Source organism: Frankia sp. CeTa3Moorea (assembly GCF_978021225.1).
Genome location: NZ_CDXDOR010000024.1, coordinates 1 through 18764, shown reverse-complemented (window position 1 = coordinate 18764; position 18764 = coordinate 1). Strand labels below are relative to the sequence as shown.

Here is an 18764-nt window from a genome sequence, read left to right as displayed (position 1 = left end):
GTCGGGCGGTCCAGCCGATCAGCGGGCCGCGGACGCGGCGGGGCTGACCATGGTCATGCAGGCGAGCAGGCAGCGGGCCGCGACGTTCACGTAGTTGCCGTAGCGGAGGAAGCCACGCAGCTGCTCCGGGCGCATCCAGATGAAGTCCTCCGGCACATCCTCGGAGAAGGCGTCGTCCACCTCGACGACGACATAGCGGTTCTCCGCCTGGAAGAACCGCCCGCCCTCCTCGGAGTGCACGACGTCGAGCTGGATCGCGCTGGCCGGCGCGGCGTGGATCTGGTCCAGGTAGCGTGGACGCAGGCCGGGCGGGCTGCCGGCGTAGTTCGCCGGGATGCAGTTCACCGTCGGGGACATCTCGACCACGTCCGAGGTCCCGGCCTCGGTCCGGGCCTGCACCAGCACGTGCTGGACGCCGTTGATCCGCCGGCTCAGGAACCCGATCAGCCCGCGGTCGCAGGGGGCGATCATCGGCTGCGACCAGCTGCCCACCTCGCGGTTGCTGGCCCGCACGTCAACGCCTATGACCGTGAAGTACCGGCCCCGCTCGTGCTCGATCACCCCACCGGCGCGGACCCAGCCGGGCACCCGCGACAGCGGCAGCACCCGGCGATCCAGGCGGTAGCGCGCCTTCGCCTCGGTGAACCAGCTCAGCAGCTGCTCGGTGGTGTTCCGGGCACCTGCGTCCGGGTCCTCGCCGCCGAGGGCCGGGCTCAGGAACGGCAGGCCGGACAGCACCGTGCGGGCGTCCATGTTCACCAGGTTGTCGCGGCGCAGCAGGCCGCCGAGCTCGTCGAGGGCCACCCAGCGGAAGTCCGGCAGCACCGGCACGTCCTCGGTGAGCTCCACGATCATGTTCCGGTTCCGCTTGTTGAGGAACCACGAGCCCTGCTCGGACTGGAGCGCGTCGAAGGCGGCGCGCCCGGCCCGCGGCGCGAGGAAGTGCTCCAGGTACGGCACCGCGCTGCCCTGGTGTACCCGGCTGTAGTTGCTGCGGGTCGCCTGCACCGTCGGCGAGAGCTGGACCAGGTTCACGTTCCCGGGCTCCATCTTCGCCTGCATGAGCAGGTGCCAGACCCCGTCGAATCGCCGGACCAGCAGGCCGAGGATGCCGATCTCCGGCTGCCGGATGATGGGCTGCGACCAGCTCGGCACCTCGCGGTGATCGGTGCTGATCTCCAGACCGTGGATGGCGAAGAACCGGCCGCTGCGATGCACCAGGTCACCGGTGTCGGCGGCGAAGTGCCAGCCGTCGAGGCGGTCCAGGGGCGTGCGGGTGACCCGGAACTCGTTCGCGCGTTCACGCTCGTCGAACCAGTCGTCGAATGCTGCGATCTCGGGGACCACGGATGCCTCCCTCGGCTGGAACCGTTCTGGACCACCTCGTCCTGGATCCAGGGCAAAGGCTTCGGCATCCCGCTCGAGCATCACTGCCGTCCCGCTCGAGACGGCCCGGCGCGGGCGCCGCCGGGACGCCGGGCCGGGCCGGCGGCGCGGGTCCAGGCGGATGGCAGCGCTCTTCCAGGTGGGTTCGAACGGGGCTCGACGCGGACTGGTGACGCTGGTCGCGCACCCGTGTCCCCGCGCCCGCCGGAGCGCGTCCCGCGCCTGAAGGAATGGAGAACCGATGGCGGACAACTCACCTGTCGCCCTGGTCACCGGAGCAACCAGCGGCATCGGCCTCGCGGTCGCCCGCCGGCTAGGCCGGCTCGGTCACCGGGTGCACATCTGCGCCCGCACCGCGGACGGTGTGAACAAGACGGTCGAAACGCTGCGCGGGGAGGACGTCGAGGCCGCCGGCAGCGTGTGCGACGTGCGCGAGCCGGCCCAGATCGCCGAGCTGGTCCGCGCGGTCGTCGCCGGGTTCGGCCCGGTCGACGTGCTGGTCAACAACGCCGGGCGCAGCGGCGGTGGGGTCACCGTCGACGTACCGGAGGAGACCTGGCTGGACGTCATCAACACCAACGTCAACAGCGTCTTCCGGGTCACCCGCGAGGTGCTGACCACCGGCGGGCTGCTCACCCGCGGGCACGGGCGGATCATCAACATCGCCTCGACCGGCGGCAAGCAGGGCGTGATCTGGGGGACGCCGTACTCCACCTCGAAGCACGCCGTGGTCGGCTTCACCAAGTCACTCGGCCTGGAGCTGGCCAAGACCGGGATCACGGTGAACGCCGTGTGCCCGGGCTTCGTCGAGACGCCGATGGCCGAGGCGATCCGGGCGCACTACTCGCGAATCTGGGAGGTGTCCGAGGAGGAGGCGTACGACCGGGTCACCGCGCGCGTGCCGATCGGGCGCTACGTCGACGTCGAGGAGGTCGCGGCGATGGTCGAGTACCTGGTCGGCGACGGGGCCGCGGCCGTCACGGCGCAGGCCCTCAACGTGTGCGGCGGGCTGGGCAACTACTGAGCCCGGCGGCTGCCGGGGCCGGCGACCACTGAGGCCGGTGGCTGGCCCTGGCGGCGGCACCGCGCCGGAGGCCGGGCGCGCGCCCCACTCCGCGCGCCCGGCCTCGTCCAACGCCGGCCTCACGCAGTGGTGACGGCGGCGGCCTCTGGCGCGGCGACGTCCGGGGCGGCGAAGTCCTTGTCGTGTTCGACGCGGCGGGAACGGGTCAGCAGGCCGCCCGCCTCGCGCACCAGCACGTCGTGCACCTCGCAGCTCGGCCCGACGTCCGGGCGCCCGCCGGGGCGGGTCGTGATGATCAGGGCGTAGCAGGTCGAGATGATCGACCCGTCAGCGGCGAGCTCCAGCTCCACGTGGTTGAACCAGTGCCTCCGCTGGACGGGGTCGTCACGGAACCTGAGGTGGAAATCCTCCAGCGCCGCGACGATGCCCGGTCTGGTCCGGGCCGGCGGCAGGCCGGGCGAGTGCTGGAAGACGCCGTCGGTGGTGAACGTTGCCGCGTACCGGGCGAAGTCGCCGCGGTCGAGCGCCCGCATCTGCCGGCCGTAGAAGTGCAGCACCTCCGCGTACAGCGCGGACGAGACCTCGAAACCGGACATGACCTCTCCTCTCGGGGCCGCGGCCGGTGCGGCCGGCGCCTTGCCCGAGGCTCGCCCAGCACGGTCGACGCCGGCTCGACGGCCCGTCGAACCGGCTGCCACCCATCCGCACCCGGGCGGCCGGGAAGGTCGGGCCGCCGGGAAGGTTGGGCCGCCGGGAAGGTTGGGCCGCCGGGACGGCCGGGCCACCGAACGGTTGGGCGCAGGGAGGGCCAGGGCGCTGGGGCTGTACCGCGGTTCGAGCAGCCGTCTACCCGCGATCGCCAGCCTGGCCGCACTAGCGACCACCGGCGGGTGGGAAAGTGCGGGAGAGGGCGGGACATGAAGGGCATCATTCTGGCCGGCGGCCGCGGGACGCGGCTGTTCCCGGTCACCCAGGGCGTCTCGAAGCAGCTGCTCGCGGTCTACGACAAGCCCATGATCTACTACCCGCTGTCGGTGCTGATGCTCGCGGACATCCGCGAGATCCTCATCATCTCCGGCCCCGAGGATCTGCCCGGGTTCCGCCGGCTGCTCGGCGACGGCAGCACGCTGGGCCTGCAGCTGTCCTACGCCGCGCAGGACTCCCCTCGCGGCATCGCCCACGCGTTCGTCGTCGGCGCGGACCACGTGGGCACCGACAGCGCGGCGCTCATCCTCGGCGACAACATCTTCTATGGGCCGGGCTTCTCCGCCCTGCTGCAGGCCAGCAGCCGCACGGTAGACGGGTGCGTCCTGTTCGGCTACCCGGTCAGCGATCCCGAGCGGTACGGCGTCGGCGAGGTCGACGGCGCGGGCCGGCTGGTTTCGATCGAGGAGAAGCCGCGCTGGCCCCGGTCCAACCGGGCGATCACCGGGCTCTACTTCTACGACAACGAGGTGCTCGACATCGCCAGGAACCTGCGCCCCTCGGCCCGGGGCGAGCTGGAGATCACCGACGTCAACCGCGTATACCTGGACCGCGACCGGGCCCGACTGGAGGATCTTGGGCGCGGCTTCGCCTGGCTGGACACCGGAACCCACGACTCGCTGCTCGAAGCCGGGGTGTACGTGCAGATCCTGGAGCGCCGCCAGGGGGTACGCATCGCCTGCGTCGAGGAGATCGCACTGCGGATGGGGTTCATCACTCGGGCCGAGTGCCACCGGCTGGGCGAGCGCCTCGCCCACTCGCGCTACGGCCAGTACGTGATGGAGGTCGCGGCGGCAGAGGGCCAGGCGGCAGAGGCCGCGGCGATGGAGGTCGCCGCGGCCCGGCCGGCGCTCAGCGCGGGTGCCGGGTCTCGGCCCTGACGATGTCCTGCGCGACGACGTCCCGCGTCACGATGGCCCGGTGCAGCGCACGCAGGTCCGGGGACGGGTCCAGGCCCAGTTCCCGGCCGAGGGTGCGCCGCAGCCGCCGGTAGACCTCCAGCGCGTCGCCGCGGCGCCCGCCGCGCAGCAGTACCTCGATGAGCCGCGCGTGCAACCACTCGTCGAACGGGTGGGCGACGGCCAGCGACCGCAGCTCACCGACCAGGTCCTGGCCCTGCCCGAGCTCCAGGTCGGCCTGGATGCGCAACCGCAGTGCCGCCATCCGCTGCGCCTCCAGGTCCACCAGGTAGGCCGCCAGCCGCGGGCCCGGGTGCACGTTGGTGAGCGGGCGGCCGCGCCACAGCCCCAGCGCGGCGCGCAGGCTGGCCGCCGCCGCGCCGGTGTGCCCGCGCTCGGCCTGCGCCCGGCCCTGCCGGGCGAGCCGGTGGAACTCCCGCAGGTCGACCTGCTCGGGGCGCAGCGCGAGCAGGTACCCGGGCGGCCGTGTGTGCAGGATCTGCTCGCCGGCGCCGGTGATGCCCTCGCGCTGGAAGAACCGGCGCAGGTGGTAGACGTAGGTCTGGACGGTCGCCGGCGCGCTGCGCGGCGGCGTGTCCCCCCACAGCTCCTCGGTCAGCGCGGCGCTGTCGACGATCTGGTTTGCCCGGACCACCAGCAGCGCAAGCACCTGCCGGACCTTCGGCGCGCTCGGGGTGCTCTCCCGCCCATCCCGCAGGACCTCCAGCGGCCCGAGCACCCGGAAGCCCGGCTCCGGCGGGCCCGGCTCCGACTGGTGCGGCTCGGGCAGGCGTGGCTCAGGCAAGGCAGGTCGGCCGCTTCCCGCCGTTGAACTCGATCATCTCCCCGAATACGGCGACCACGTCCAGCCGCTCGCCGGGCTCGGCGCCGCCGAGCCCGGCGTAGGCGCGGTGCAGGTTGCCCACCACCCGCTCCGGGCCGAGCAGGTCGGTGTAGAGGTGGGCACCGAGCTCACGGGCGACCTCCAGCGGCGCGAGGCCGGCGCCGAACCCCTCGGCCGCCGCCGCCCGCACCCAGTGCGGGTAGGCCTCGGTGCGCTCGATGATCTCGGGGCCGCAGATCTCGCCGTGCCCGCACACCACGGTCTGCGGGCAGAGGCCGCGCAGCACCTCGAGTGCGCGCAGCGCCCCGCTGACCGAACCCATCAGGTTGAACGGGGTGCAGCCGCTGAGCAGCACGTCGCCGGCGAAAAGCACGCGCTCCTCCGGCAGCCAGACGACGAGGTCGTTGGTGGTGTGCGCGGGACCCACGAAGATCATCTCGGCCCGCCGGTCGCCGATGTGCAGCGTTGCCCGGTCCTGGATGGTCAGGGTCGGCAGGGTCACCTGGATCTCGCCCCACGCGACGTCGGGCCACAGCCGGGTGATGCCCAGGCCCGTCTCGGTGATCTCCGTCCGAGCCCGCTCATGGGCGATGATCGCCGCCTCCGGGGCGAAGAAGGAGTTCCCGAAGACGTGATCGCTGTGGAAGTGCGTGTTGACCACGGTGTGGTGGCCGGCGGTGCCCAGGTTGTCGACCGCCGCGCGCAGCTGCCGGGCGCGGCGCTCGGTCGCGGCGGTGTCCACCACCACGACCCCCGCGGGCCCGACGATCAGGCCGGCGTTGTTCAGGCACCAACCGCCGTTCGGCTGGACGTAGGCGAAGACGTCCTCGGCGACCTCGGTCATCCTCGGGACCGCGCTGACGGGGGACACATCGGTGGACGACGCGCTCACGGGTGACACGCTCACGCCGGCCGGCTCGATCCGGCGATGCTGTTGACGGCGTCGAGCATCTCCCGCGGCGTGCGCAGGTTCGCGACCTCGTCGTCTGCGATCTCGACGCCGGTCTCCCGCTTGATCCGGGCTGCCGTCTCGATCAGCGCGAGCGAGTCGTAGCCCATCCCCTCGAACGGGAGGTCGATGATCTCGTCCGGCGAGCCCGCGTTCTCGCTGTCGCCGGCGCATTCGACGAGCAGTCTGTGTAGTTCGCCGATGGTCAGTGCGGGCATGGCATCTCCTTGGCTGGTGCCGTCTGTGGTTTGGCGGCGCTGCCAGCCGGTGGCGCGTGACTGGTAGCGCTGTCCTCGGGCCGGGCCGCCCCTCAGGGCTGCGGCGTCGTCCGGTTGCGGCGTCAGCTGGTTGCACCGTCAGCTGGCGGCGACGTTGGTCGCCGGTGCGATGGCCGGCGCGGGGGCTGGCCGGCAACGGCGCGCACGACCAGCGCGGCGTTGAACCCCCACCTGCCCCGGGCGAGGACGAGGGCGGTGCGCACCGGCAGCGACCGCGGGACGCCGGTGACCAGGTCGAGCTCGTACTCCCTCGCGGGCAGCGTCGCGGCGGCGGCCGGCGGCACCACACTGTCCCGGATGGCGAGCAGCGCGCACACCAGATCCAGCGGGCCGCCGCCCGAGTAGAGCCGCCCGACGAGGGACTTCGGCGCGGCGACCGGCACCCCGCGGGGGCCGAAGACGGAACCGATCGCGGCCGCCTCCACCGCGTCGAGCTCGGCGCTGCCGGCGGCGTCCGCGAAGACGACATCCACCTCGTCAGGGCCGATCCCGGCGTCGGCCAGCGCGAGTTCCGCGGTGCGCCGCAGGGCCGGCGGGCGGCCAGAGCCGGGCCGGGGGTCGAACGACGTCGCCTGGCCGATGATCTCGCCGTAGCCGAGGACACCGCGGGCGCGGGCGGAGGCAGCGGACTCCAGGACGAGGATGGCGCCGCCCTCGCCCGGCACGTAGCCGGTGCCGCGCCGGTCGAACGGGAGGTAGGACCGCTCCGGGTCGCGGGACCGGCTTACCAGCCCGCTGGAGAGCTGGGACGCCCAGCCCCAGGGGTCCAGCGCCGAGTCGACCCCGCCGGTGACCACCAGCGCCGTGCCGGAGCGGACGGTGCGCCGGGCGTGGCCGAGCGCCTGCAGGCCGCCGGCCTGGTCAGCGACCAGGGCGGCGCCCGGCCCGCGCAGCCCGTGCCGGATCGAGATCTGCCCGGTGTTCACCGCGTAGAACCAGGCGAACGACTCGTACACGCTCACCGCCTCGGGGCCCTGCGTCCAGAGCTTCTGGAACTCCCGGTGGGTGAACTCGAAGCCACCGGTGGCATTCGAGGTGATCACGCCCATGCTGTAGTCGGGCTGCGCCGCCGGGTCGAGCGCGGCGTCGGCGAGCGCGAGCGAGGCCGCGGCCAGCGCGTACCGGGTCGACACGTCCGTCTGCGGGAGCAGCCGGTTGGGCAGATGCTCGGCAGCCTCGAAGCCGTCGATCTGGCCGGCGAGCACGGCGGGGTAGCCCACCGGGTCAAAGGAGCTGATCTCGCGGATGCCGTGCCGGCCGGCGAGCGTCGCCGCCCAGAACGGCTCGACGCCGAGCCCGTTCGGCGTGATCGGGCCGAGGCCGGTGACCAGCACCGCGTCGTCCGCCAGGCCGCCTGCCGGTCCGACCGCGGATCCGTCAACCGGCCCGGTCATCGGTCCGCGTCCCACGGGCGACGCAGCACGACCGCGGTCTGGAAGCCACCGAAACCGCTGCCCACCGACAGCACGGTGCCGACCCGGGCCTCGCGGGCCTCGCGCGGCACGTAGTCCAGGTCGCACTCGGGATCGGCCTCGTGCAGGTTCGCGGTCGGCGGGATGACGCCGCGCTCGATCGCCAGCGCGCTGGCCGCGATCTCGATCGAGCCGATGGCCCCCAGCGAGTGGCCCACCATCGACTTGATCGAGCTGACCGGCGTCCGGTAGGCGTGCGCCCCCAGGCTGCGCTTGTAGGCCGCCGTCTCGTGCCGGTCGTTCTGCCGGGTGCCCGAGCCGTGCGCGTTGATGTAGTCGACCTCGGTGGGGTCGGTCCGGGACTGCGCCAGCGCCAGCCGGATCGCCTCGGCCATCTCCCGGCCGTCCGTCTTCAGGCCGGTCATGTGGTAGGCGTTAAGCCGGTTCGCGTAGCCGGTGATCTCGGCGTAGGCGTGCGCGCCGCGGGCGCGGGCCCGCTCGCGCTCCTCCAGGACGAACATCGCCGCGCCCTCGGCGAGCACGAAGCCGTTGCGGGTCCGGTCGAAGGGCCGCGAGGCGGTGGCCGCCTCGTCGTTGCGATCGGTGGTGGCCCGGATCGCGTCGAAGCAGGACACCACGATCGGCGTGATTGGCGCGTCCGCGGCGCCGGCCACGAACACGTCGGCGCTGCCCTCCTCGATGAGCGCCCGGGCGTAGCCGAGTGCGTCCAGGCCTGAGGTGCAGCCGTCGGAGACCATCGTCACCGGCCCCTCGGCGCCGACCGCCCAGGCGACCTCGGCGGGGAACGCACCCGGGGACAGATAATCGTACATGTGCGGGGAGAGGTAGCCGGGGTCGACTCGCCACTGCCGGCCCGCGTCGGAGAGCACCAGGTACTCCCGCTCCAGGCTGGTGGCCGCGGCCACCGCGCTGCCCAGGCTCACCCCCACCCGTTCGGGCAGGAGGGCGGTGAGGTCCAGGCCGCTGTCCTCGACGGCCTCCCTGGCAGAGACCACCGCGAGCTGGGTGGCCCGGTCCATCCGGCGGATCTCGCGGGCCGACAGGCCCTCCCCCGCCGGGTCGAAATCACATTCTCCGGCGATCTGGGAACGGTACGGAGCGGGATCGAAGAAGCTGATCCGGCGGGTGGCCGTGCGGCCCGACGTCATCAGGTCCCAGAACTGTTTCACACCGTTCCCGCTGGGGGCGCGTACCCCGATTCCGGTGATCACGACACGCCGAGACACCCGGCACCTCCTCGCCCTGTGGACGACTTCCCGGTAAGCAGCCAGGCGTCACATTGCTGCGGCCGCCTAGAAGCGCACTCGAAAGCCGCTTTCGCCGGGTGGCGGGAGGCCGTTTTTCTCCTGCGATACTGGTTCCGCAGGCGCGCTGGTTCTGGTGCGTGCTGGTTCCGCGGGCGGGGCTGGTATTGCAACAGCACTTGGTAGTCGTGGTGGATGGTCTGTGAGGTGCGAAGGTCGACGAGCTGATCGCTGCCCTGCCATCCCGGGCCTGGTGTCGGATCTCGGCCGGGCCGGGGCCACTGGCTACTTGCCCGCCGCAACCGCACCAGCGGTGAGCTGGCCTACTACGTCTGCCACGGCCCGCGGCGCACCAGCCTGGCCCAGCGCGCGGCTGTGGCCGGAGCCCGATGGGCGATCGAGGAGTGCTTCCAGCAGGCCAAGCAGACCTGCGGGTTGGACGACTACCGGGTCCGTGACTGGCGGGCGTGGTACGCCCACATCACCCTGTCCATGCTCGCCTACGCCACCCTCGCCGCCGTCCGCGCCGAGCAGGTAAAAGGGGCTGTGCCGTAGCCATTCTCAGCACCAGGCCAGACGCTGCCACTACCAGCGACGAGGACACCAGCAAGTGCCGTTGCAGTACTAGCTGGACGCTACCGGGGCCAGCCGGTCGAGGAAGACGGCCTGCTCGACGAGCGTGTCGCCGGGCGGAGCCGAGAAGAAACCGATCTGCCGGCCTTGGTCACTGCCGACCAGGGCTCCGCCGGTGATCTGGGCGGCGAAGGCCAGCCCAACCGGCCAGCCGCGATAGCCGCCGGCCGCCATCTCGGGATATTCGATATACCCGAGCAGGGTATCGACCTCGACGGTGACGCCGAGTTCCCGCGCGGCGATACGGCGCACCGCGTCGGTCAGCGCCTCCCCAAAGTACACGGTGCCGCCAGGAAGATGCCACTGGCCGCGGCACGGTTCGATGTCCCGCCGTACCAGGAGCACACCCCGGCTCTCGCGGATGACGACCTCGGCGCAGAGTCGGGGAACCCGACCGTAGATATCGTCGAACTCTTTTCGACTGAGTGGGAATTCACCATCAATCGGCACGCTGAAAACCCTAGCATCGTCGTCTCGACGGGCCAGGCAGCGCCCGGCTGGCAGCGGATGCCGGTGGCCCTGATCGGGCCGGCGCTCAGCGCAGGTGCACGCCGCCGTCGGCCAGCAGGACCTCGCCGGTGGTGTAGGGCGAACGCAGCACACCGAGCACCGTCTCGGCGACGTCCTCGGGGGTGCCGATGCGGCGCAGCGGGGACATCTCGCCGACGAAGCGGCGGGGCTCGGCGAAGTCCTTCGTCCACAGCGTGTCGATCAGGCCGGGCGCGACCGCGTTGACGCGGACCTCCGGCCCGACCACTGCGGCGAGCAGCCGGGTGAGATGGTTGATCGCCGCCTTGCTGACGGCGTAGGAGATGGAGCTGCCCGCCGGCCGCGAGCCGGCGATGGAACTGATGTTGACCACGGCGCCGGCACCGGTGGCGCTCAGGTATGGCAGCGCCGCGACGGTGATCTGCCAGGTGCCGATCACGTTCGTGTCCAGGATGTGCCGCCAGACCTCCGGGGTGGCCGCCGCGAAGTCCGGGTGCGGGATGACCTGCGTGACGCCGGCGTTGTTGACCAGCGCGTCCAGCCGCCCGTAGTGCCGCACCGCTGCGTCGACCAGCGCCCGCGCCTGGTCGGGATCGGCGATGTCGGCCTGGACATAGTGTCCGTCCGGCAGCTCGGCGGCGAGCTTCTCGCCCTCCTGGACCGAGCGGGCCGAGTTGACGACGGCCCGCATCCCGGCCGCGGCGAGCCGGCGCGCGACCGCCGCCCCGATGCCGGCCGACGATCCGGTGACGAGAGCGACGGCGTTGCCGTCCGGATGTGCCTGCGCGCTCATGGACCCCTCCAGGGGAGACTCGGCCGGCGGGACGCCGCCGGTGCCGGGACGGGTACTACGCCAGCACCTGCCGCTGGAGCTGTTGCAGTTCGGGGGACGGATCGAGCCCGAGCTCGTCGTCGAGGATGGCCCGCACCCGCTGGTAGGCCTGCAGCGCCTCGCTGCGGCGGCCGGTGCGGGCCAGCGCCTCGATGAGCCGGCTGTGAAACCATTCGTTCAGCGGATAGGTGGAGGTCAGCACGCGAAGTTCGCTGATGTGCTCGCGATGCAGGCCGAGCGCGAAATCAGCCTGGATCTTCAGTTCGACCGTGCGCAGGCGTTCCTCGTCCAGCCGCAGCACCTGCGCCTGCAGGACCCGGCCATGGTGAACATCGGCCAGCGCCGAGCCGGACCACAGGGCGAGCGCGCCGCGCAGCGCGGCCGAGGCCTGAACATGGTCGCCGTCGTCCAGGTGCACGCGACCCCGCCGGGCGAGCTGGCGGAACCGCTGTTCGTCGACCTGTTCGCTTGGGATTCGCAGCACATAGCCCGGCACCTTGGTCGTGACGAGTTCACCGGCCGGCCCAGCCAGGTTCTCCTTGGCCAGGAAACGGCGCAGATGGTAGATGTAGGTCTGGATAGTCGTCATCGCGCTCGGCGGCGGTTCGTTTTCCCACAGCTCCTCGATGAGCGTGTCCACGTGCACGACCTGATTGACGTTCATCACGAGCAGCGCGAGGACCTGACGTACCTTGGGCGGCGTCGGCGCCACGACCGCACCGCGCCGGACAATCTCCAGGCTGCCAAGAACACGAAACTCGATCATCGCCGAGAATTTACCTTCCGGTCAACACGGATTCGCGATCGGTCATGGCTGCCGGCGCGCGGCACTCGGCGCCAGGTACCAGATCGACCCTAGAGCCGGCCAGCTGACGATTTCAAGGGGAGTACTCCGTAACCGATACCAGGGGTACATCCAAGGAAGTGACGTCGAGTGGCCGCGGGCGCGCGGACGAACGACGCAATCGACCTAGAATCCTGTCCATGGCAGCAGGTGTGACATGTGGATAAGCCATCGACAGTCGCGGCGGAGCCCGCTGCGCACGCTTCTTCGTTGCGCCCAGGAAGCACGACCGACCGTTCAGATCATCTTTGTGCTGCGATTCCTGGCCGGTGCGGCACTCACCGGCCGGCCACTACGCGACGAGCTCGGCACCCTGCTGCCGGCCACGGCCGCGTGGGTGGCGGTGATTTCCTTCGCCTACCTGTTCAACGGCACGCGGGATGTGGTCGAGGACCAGATCAATGGGGTCGGGCGGCCGATCGCCCGGGGCGGGCTCGACCCGCGCCACGCCCAGCGGGTGGCCGTGGCCACGGCCACGGGCGCCGTCCTGGTGGGCCTCTGGCTGAGCACCGCCTTCAGTGTCGCGCTCTGGCTCGCGCTGCTGCTCGGCTACCTTTACTCCGGCCCGTCGTGGGCCCTCAAACGCGCGCCCGCGACGGCCAGGCTGTCCATTGTTGCCGTGGGACTTCTCACATTCCACGCTGGTGCTGTGGCGGTGACGGGTTCGGCCGTGGGCCGGCCCGCCGCCTGGTGGATCGTCGTCGTCACGATGTCGGCGTGGATGGGGCTGGTCGGCGCGCGGTCCAAGGACCTCTCCGACGTCGAGGGCGACGTGGCCGCCGGGCGGCGGCCGGCGGTCGCGACCAGCCGGCGCCAGCACCTGTGGACGACGGCGGCGTACGCGGTGCTGCTCGGCGCAGGCGCGGTGTGGGCGTGCGCCGCGTTCGCGGTGCACCTCGTCCCGGCCGCGTTGATGCTGCAGGCCGGGGGAGTGACCGTCGCCTTTCTGACACTTGGCCACGCAGCCGAGGGGACCAGGAAACAGCGGCGGCGGCCCTACCAGGCCTTCATGGTGACGCAGTACGCAGTGCATGCCGTTGTACTCGTAAAAACCATCCAATAACGGGTTTGGCTGGGACCGATCGATATGGCGGTGCGGGCGATCGCGCGCCGAATGGAACGCCGCAGCCAGGGAGCCGCCGGAAAATAACTTCGGCTTTTGACCATGACCTGTAGGGGTAGGGTTCCGGGAGTGGAAGGGACCGAGGCGGTTCTGGCGGAGAAGTTCACGGTGTTGCTGCCGCATCTGGACGAGCGTCGGCGGCGGCTGGTCCTGGGAGCGGACGCCAGGGCGTTGGGACACGGCGGAATCCGTCTGGTGGCCCGGGCGGCCGGGGTCTCGCGGGACACCGTCTCGCGTGGGGTAGCGGAGTTGGACAGCGGCCAGCCGCCGTCCGGACGGGTCCGGGGTGCCGGCGGTGGGCGTAAACAGGCGCGGGAGAAAGCCCCGTCCCTGGTGGGCGCGTTGCTGGCACTGGTCGAGCCCGAGCAGCGCGGGGACCCGGAGTCGCCGCTGCGGTGGACGGTGAAATCGACCCCGCATGCTGGCGGGGGAGCTGACCCGGTCCGGGCACCCGGTAAGCGTGGACACCAAGAAGAAAGAGGTCCTTGGGGACTACGCGGTCGCCGGCCGGGAGTGGCACCGCACCGGGCAGCCGGTGCCGGTACGAACCCATGACTTTCCCGCCAAGGACGCGTCCAAGGCGGTGCCCTACGGCATCTACGACCTGGCCGCTGACACCGGCTGGGTGGCGGTCGGCTGCGACGGCGACACTGCCGCGTTCGCGGTCGCGACCCTGCGCCGCTGGTGGGACGGAGAAGGCCGCCACCGCTACCCGAGGGCGACCCGGCTCCTGATCACCGCCGATGCCGGTGGCGCGAACGGCTACCGGGTCCGGGCCTGGAAGACCGGGCTGGCCGCCCTCGCTCACACCGCTGGCGCCGAGCTCGACCCCGGCGCCTGCCACACCGGCATCGTCGTGCCCGACGAGGTCATGGCCACCCTGCCGTTGACCGCCCATGACTGGCACGGGCAGTGGAACTACAGAAAGCGCCGGGATGAACCGGCATGGAGGAGGAGATAAGAGAGCTCTATGCCGAAGGGCCAGCGACCCACGGTGACCCCGAGTCATGCGTCGACGACCCGCGAGGGCGTGGCGAAGCGTTGACAGGGGCATGTGTAGGCCGGGCCATTGAGCCGCGAAATCAAGGTGTTCGGGGTGCCGACGCTGTTGTAGTAGCGGAAGGCCATACCGGCGGCGGCGTTACCGCGAGTTGCTGCCGGACCCCGCGCGGTCGAAGAACCATGGCATGCACGGAACCTCCATGCACGAGAACCGGGAGATCCCGCCTCTCGCCTATCCGGCTGATCATCGGGTGGGCCGTCCAGGGAACGCCGACGGCGGTACGCCTGGGATGAACGAGGGCGGGAAGTCGGACGACCGCGTAGTACCGATGAAGCCGTCGAATAAGGGACTGGCTGTGGCCGGGACTGCGGAGATGGTGGAGGGAAGACGGTCGGCCAAGGGGAACACGGCCAGCAAAACTCCCCCTGGACACAGGGTCGGGTCAGGGGCGTCCAATGCGCTGGATCGTGTGCGGGAAGCAGCACGACGAGACAAGGGGACACGGTTCACCGCGCTGCTGCACCATGTTGACCTGGCCAGACTCCGCAAGGCCTACGGGGCGATCCGTCGTGAGGCTGCGCCGGGGGTGGACGGGGTGACGTGGACCGAGTACGGGCAGGACCTGGAGGCCAACCTGCAGGATCTGCATGCTCGGGTGCAGTCGGGGCGTTACCGGGCCAAGCCGAGTAGGCGGGTATACATCCGTGTGTGCGGCCCGGTTGTCGGGGTGGCCGGGTCCGGGGAGAACCGGTCGGTGTTCCCCAAGGCGCGGGTGGTGGCGCTGGCCGAGTGCGGCACTCACGCTTTCCTCGCGGCCGAGGTCGGCGCCTGGCGGGTCGGGGAGAAGACCCTGGCCGGACGGCTGTACCCGCGGCCGCGGGCGGATGAGCTGCTCACCGCCGACCGGGGTTTCTATTCCTGGGCCGGGTGGGATGCCGCGCAGGCGACCGGGGCGGCGCTGCTGTGGCGGGCTCCGGGCGGGCTGGGGTTGCCGGTGGTGCGGGTGCTCGACCACGGGACCTATCTGACTGTCCTGGTCAGCCCGGCTGTGCGCGGTGCCCGGCGGGAACGGCTGCTGGCCGCCGCCCGCGCCGGGGCGGACCTCGCCGAAGCAGGCGCCGTCCCGGAGGCGTTCGACGCCCGCGGTCTGCCGGTCGTCCATCTGGCCCGGGTGGTGGCGTACGACGTGCCCGACCGGACGGGTGGCGGCACCGGCGAACTGATCGTCCTGCTGACCACGATCCGCGACCCGGCGGACGCCCGGGCCGACGAGCTGGCCGCCGGCTATCACCAGCGATGGGAGGAAGAAACTGGAAACGACCAGCTCAAGACCCATCTGCGTGGTCCTGGACGGGTCCTGCGCTCGAAGCTACCGGACCTGGCCTACCAGGAGATCTGGTCGTATCTGATCGTCCACCATGCGATCAGCGCGCTGACCGCGAAGGCCTCCGCCGCAGCCGACCTGGACCCCGACCGGGTCTCGTTCACCAGAACCCTGCGCCTGATCCGCCGTACCGCCACCGGGACGGCGGACATTCCCCCCTCGGGACTGGGCTGACCAGCTCCCGGACCTGCTCACCTCGATCGCCACACTGCTGATCCCGCCGCGGCGGGAACGCACCAGCCCCCGCGCGGTCAAACGCGCCCGGCACAGCAGCTACCGGGTCAAAAAGACCGGCGAGGCCGCCAGCACCCGCCACGACAGCCCGCCCACCATCCGGTTCCACGCACTCAACCCCCGCGCCGCATGATCAATTTAGGCTACGTGGCATTGCGCGCAAGCGCACCACAACAGACGCGCTGGTAGGCCGCCTCACGGTCCGATCCTCTTGCTCCGGAGAACAGCCGGTGAGCGATGCAAACAAGAAGCACCACGTAGACCACGATGCTTGCGTATAGTTGGCTCCAGAAGGAGCATCGGCGCAGCCCCGAAAGGTTGGATGGTATCCCCATGGAGATGGGGGAAGGTGAGCTCTTCGGTACCCTCGTCGCATTGGTAGAGCGGCGGCGCGAGGACATTGTCGCAGCCTTCTTAACCCGTCTGCGCCACGACCGAAGCCCGCTGTTCAAGGACACCACGATCCGGGAACAGGTCGCCGCGCACGCCGAGCAGATTATCGACGATGTCCTGGCGAGACTCTCCCCTGGCCCGAAGCCCCCGCATCCGGGCGGCGACGCACTGGCGGCGGCGATCGGTGCCGCCCGTGCCGAACGCGGAATCCACCCGGCGGTGTCGCTGCGCGCCGCGAGCTCCCTCTTTCATTCTTTCCTGACCGTTCTCACCGAAGAACTGGCGTCCCGCGAGAACGGCCTGGAAGAACTGTCCCGGGCCGTTCTCGCCGTCGATCTCAGCCTCCAGCGCAGAATCCGGGAGAGCGCGGCGAGTTATGCCGTCTCGCTGCTCCAGCACATTCATCGGGCGCATGTCGACGAGCGCCGCCGGATAGCCCGGGAGGTGCACGACCGCGTCGGGCACTCGATAAGCGCCGCGTACCGCTACCTCGAGCTGTTCGACCTCTTCCAGGACAGCGATCCCGGCCGGGCCGCCGGCACGGTCGACCGGGCCGTCGACGCGTTGCGGGAGGGGCTGGAGAGTATCCGGGCGATGCTCGGTGAGCTGCGCCACGACGCCCCGTTGGAAAGCCTGCGGGCCGCGATCAGCGGCTATCTGGACACGATGGCCCCCGCTCCCCCGCGCACGCGGCTACAGGTCATCGGGGACGAGCGGTGGGTGCCGCCGGTGCTGCGGGACGAGGTGTTTCTGATCGTCCGGGAGGCGCTGCGCAACGCCTTCGCCCACGCGAAGGCCACCGACATCCAGGTCCGCCTCGAGATCTCCCAGCACTGGCTACGCGCCGTGGTGCGCGACGACGGGGTCGGGGTCGACCTCGACCTGCTCACCGGCCAGGCCACCGGGCTGACCGCCATGAAGGAGCGGGCCACCCTGCTCGGCGGCCACCTGATCCTGCGCAGCGAGCCCGAGGGCGGCACGGCTATGGAGCTGATCATGCCGCTGCCGGGTCTCGCGCTGTCCGGGCCGGCGCTGTCCGGGCCGGCGCCGGGCGGTGACTCGAGCACGCCCGGCGCGCACGACGACCATCTGGGCCCGCTGTGATGGGCGGCGTGACCGGGTGCACGACCGGCGGCGCGCCGACCCGCGTGTTCATCGTCGACGACCACGCGCTGGTGCGGGACGGGCTGCGCCAGATCCTGGGCACCACGTTCGACCTGCGCGTGGTAGGCGAGGCCGGTGACCAGGAATCCGCGCTGCGGCTCATCGCCCGCGAGCGCCCGGACGTGGTGCTGCTCGACGTTGAGATCCCCGGGGGCGACGTCCGGGAGACCGTGTCGCTGATCCGGCGCGGCTCCCCGACCACGCACGTCGTCATCCTGAGCGTCTTCGACAACGCCGAGCTGGTCCGCAGCCTGATCGAGCTGGGCATCCGGGGCTACCTGCTGAAGAGCGTCGGCGGCCGCGAGCTCATCGCCGCGGTGCGCGACGCCCGAGGAGACCACGACCGCGTGTTCCTTTCCGTGTCCCGAGAGAGCCTGCTCGGCCCGACGTTCAGGCGGTCGCTGCTCTCGGAGCGCGAGCTCGAAGTGCTCCGGCTGACCGCCGAGGCGATGAGCAACGCGCAGATCGGCGCCCGGCTGTTCCTCGCTGAGGCCACCGTCAAGAAGCACCTGCGCAGCGTCTTCACCAAGTTGGGGGCGGTCTCGCGGATCGAGGCGGTGAACAAGGCGGTCGCCGCCGGCATCCTGCCCGCGCCGGACTGACACGCGCCCCCAGCCGGCACCCGCATCCGGGTGAAACGCGCATCCCGGACGGCATCCGCGCGGCGGATCCAGGGCCGGGTTGATCGAGGTTCCATCCCGGCTCCAGCCGGATCGGCGACGGTGGCAGCGTCCCGCCGGCCATCCCGGAAGGAGCGGCGAGCGCCGTGACCGGTCCCCACGTGCACCAGACCCAGCACCAGACAACGATCGCCGCTCCGGCCGCCGCCGTGTTCGCCCGGCTGGCGGACGTCACCGGTTGGCCCCTCACGTTTGGCCCGACCATCCACGCCGAGCAGCTCGAGCGGGTTGGCGCCAAGGAGCGCATCCAGATCTGGGCGACCACCAACGAGGCGGTGCGGACCTGGACCTCGCGCCGCGTCCTGGACCCGGCCGCCGGACGGATCACCTTCCGCCAGGAGACCCCCACCGCACCGGTGGCGGCGATGAGCGGTGAGTGGATCGTCATCACGACCGCCCCGGCCGAGACGCTGGTCGTCCTGCGCCACGGCTTCGCCGCCGTCGACGACCTGCCCGGCAACGTCGACTGGATCCGCCGGGCCGTCGACATCAACAGCGACGCCGAACTCGCCGCGCTGCGTGCCAACCTGGAGCTGGAGCGCGCCCACGAGGGCCTGACCTTCACCTTCACCGACACCGTCCAGATCGCCGCCCCCCCGCGCCCGGTCTACGATTTCCTGCACGACGTCGCGAGCTGGCCCCGGCTGCTACCCCACGTCGCCCGCCTCGACCTGCGCGAGGGCGTCCCGAACGTGCAGTGGATGACTATGGACAGCCGCACCGCCGAGGGGACGGTGCACACCACCGAGTCGGTCCGGATCTGCTTCCCCCCGCTGCGGATCGTCTACAAGCAGCTCGTCCCGCCGGCGCTGCTGCTCGGGCACACCGGCGAGTGGACAGTGCACAGCACCTTGGCCGGCGCCGTGGCGGTCGCTCGGCACGCGGTGACACTGAACCCGGCGGCGATCGGGCGGCTGCTGGGCCCGGAGGTCACCGTCGACGCA

General features: G+C 71.3%; 17 protein-coding genes and 2 pseudogenes. 9 read left to right on the top strand and 10 right to left on the bottom strand.

Annotated elements, in window-relative coordinates; translation table 11 throughout:
* Positions 1-18: 18 nt before the first annotated feature.
* Positions 19-1347, bottom strand: a complete 1329-nt coding sequence (locus AC08OV_RS07035; protein ID WP_476613119.1) for an NDP-hexose 2,3-dehydratase family protein — start codon at positions 1345-1347, stop codon at positions 19-21.
* A 280-nt stretch (positions 1348-1627) separates the two neighbouring features.
* Between AC08OV_RS07035 and AC08OV_RS07030 the strand changes: the two genes are divergently transcribed.
* Positions 1628-2410, top strand: a complete 783-nt coding sequence (locus AC08OV_RS07030) for an SDR family NAD(P)-dependent oxidoreductase (protein ID WP_476613118.1) — start codon at positions 1628-1630, stop codon at positions 2408-2410.
* A 119-nt stretch (positions 2411-2529) separates the two neighbouring features.
* Here the strand turns inward: AC08OV_RS07030 and AC08OV_RS07025 are convergent, their stop codons facing one another.
* On the bottom strand, positions 2530-3006 hold the full coding sequence (locus AC08OV_RS07025; protein ID WP_476613117.1) for a nuclear transport factor 2 family protein: 477 nt from the start codon (positions 3004-3006) through the stop codon (positions 2530-2532).
* Positions 3007-3327: 321 nt separating this feature from the next.
* Here AC08OV_RS07025 and rfbA point away from each other — a divergent pair, with 321 nt between their 5' ends.
* Positions 3328-4275: a glucose-1-phosphate thymidylyltransferase RfbA gene (gene rfbA, locus AC08OV_RS07020; protein WP_476613116.1), complete on the top strand. Its 948-nt coding sequence runs from the start codon at positions 3328-3330 to the stop codon at positions 4273-4275.
* Here the strand turns inward: rfbA and AC08OV_RS07015 are convergent.
* The 5 genes from AC08OV_RS07015 to AC08OV_RS06995 form a co-directional block, all read right to left on the bottom strand.
* Complete coding sequence (locus AC08OV_RS07015; RefSeq protein WP_476613115.1) at positions 4247-5098, bottom strand: AfsR/SARP family transcriptional regulator; 852 nt, start codon at positions 5096-5098, stop codon at positions 4247-4249. The two genes, rfbA and AC08OV_RS07015, sit on opposite strands and share 29 nt — an antisense overlap.
* Complete coding sequence (locus tag AC08OV_RS07010) at positions 5091-6029, bottom strand: MBL fold metallo-hydrolase (RefSeq protein ID WP_476613114.1); 939 nt, start codon at positions 6027-6029, stop codon at positions 5091-5093. Before AC08OV_RS07010 ends, AC08OV_RS07015 begins: the two co-directional genes overlap by 8 nt.
* An 11-nt stretch (positions 6030-6040) precedes the next feature.
* Positions 6041-6304 carry an acyl carrier protein gene (locus AC08OV_RS07005; RefSeq protein WP_476613113.1) on the bottom strand — a complete coding sequence of 88 codons (264 nt, stop codon included), beginning with the start codon at positions 6302-6304 and terminating at the stop codon, positions 6041-6043.
* 122 nt (positions 6305-6426) lie between these two features.
* Positions 6427-7758 carry a ketosynthase chain-length factor gene (locus tag AC08OV_RS07000; protein WP_476613112.1) on the bottom strand — a complete coding sequence of 444 codons (1332 nt, stop codon included), beginning with the start codon at positions 7756-7758 and terminating at the stop codon, positions 6427-6429.
* Complete coding sequence (locus AC08OV_RS06995; protein WP_476613111.1) at positions 7755-9023, bottom strand: beta-ketoacyl-[acyl-carrier-protein] synthase family protein; 1269 nt, start codon at positions 9021-9023, stop codon at positions 7755-7757. The genes AC08OV_RS07000 and AC08OV_RS06995 overlap by 4 nt, the downstream gene beginning before the upstream one ends.
* 230 nt (positions 9024-9253) lie before the next feature.
* On the opposite strand from AC08OV_RS06995, the pseudogene AC08OV_RS06990 reads away from it, so the two are divergent.
* Positions 9254-9596, top strand: a pseudogene (locus AC08OV_RS06990) (transposase); the annotation flags it as partial.
* A gap of 69 nt (positions 9597-9665) precedes the next feature.
* Here AC08OV_RS06990 and AC08OV_RS06985 read toward each other — a convergent pair.
* From AC08OV_RS06985 to AC08OV_RS06975, 3 genes are all read right to left on the bottom strand, one after another.
* Positions 9666-10124 carry an NUDIX hydrolase gene (locus AC08OV_RS06985; protein WP_476613110.1) on the bottom strand — a complete coding sequence of 153 codons (459 nt, stop codon included), beginning with the start codon at positions 10122-10124 and terminating at the stop codon, positions 9666-9668.
* A gap of 85 nt (positions 10125-10209) precedes the next feature.
* A complete protein-coding gene (locus AC08OV_RS06980; RefSeq protein ID WP_476613109.1) occupies positions 10210-10956 on the bottom strand; it encodes an SDR family NAD(P)-dependent oxidoreductase in 747 nt (248 codons plus the stop codon).
* Positions 10957-11011: 55 nt separating this feature from the next.
* Positions 11012-11761, bottom strand: a complete 750-nt coding sequence (locus AC08OV_RS06975) for an AfsR/SARP family transcriptional regulator (RefSeq protein ID WP_476619464.1) — start codon at positions 11759-11761, stop codon at positions 11012-11014.
* 328 nt (positions 11762-12089) lie between these two features.
* On the opposite strand from AC08OV_RS06975, the gene AC08OV_RS06970 reads away from it, so the two are divergent.
* The 6 genes and pseudogenes from AC08OV_RS06970 to AC08OV_RS06945 all read left to right on the top strand — a co-directional run.
* Positions 12090-12902, top strand: a complete 813-nt coding sequence (locus tag AC08OV_RS06970) for a UbiA family prenyltransferase (protein WP_476613107.1) — start codon at positions 12090-12092, stop codon at positions 12900-12902.
* Positions 12903-13004: 102 nt separating this feature from the next.
* Positions 13005-13884, top strand: a pseudogene (locus tag AC08OV_RS06965) (ISAzo13-like element transposase-related protein); the annotation flags it as partial.
* A gap of 550 nt (positions 13885-14434) precedes the next feature.
* Positions 14435-15523, top strand: coding sequence for a transposase (locus AC08OV_RS06960; RefSeq protein WP_476619463.1), 1089 nt, complete (start codon positions 14435-14437; stop codon positions 15521-15523).
* A 393-nt stretch (positions 15524-15916) separates the two neighbouring features.
* Complete coding sequence (locus AC08OV_RS06955; protein ID WP_476615726.1) at positions 15917-17080, top strand: sensor histidine kinase; 1164 nt, start codon at positions 15917-15919, stop codon at positions 17078-17080.
* 8 nt (positions 17081-17088) lie between these two features.
* A complete protein-coding gene (locus AC08OV_RS06950; protein ID WP_476615725.1) occupies positions 17089-17742 on the top strand; it encodes a response regulator in 654 nt (217 codons plus the stop codon).
* 164 nt (positions 17743-17906) lie between these two features.
* On the top strand, positions 17907-18764 hold an 858-nt coding region (locus AC08OV_RS06945; RefSeq protein ID WP_476619462.1), incomplete at its 3' end, for an aromatase/cyclase.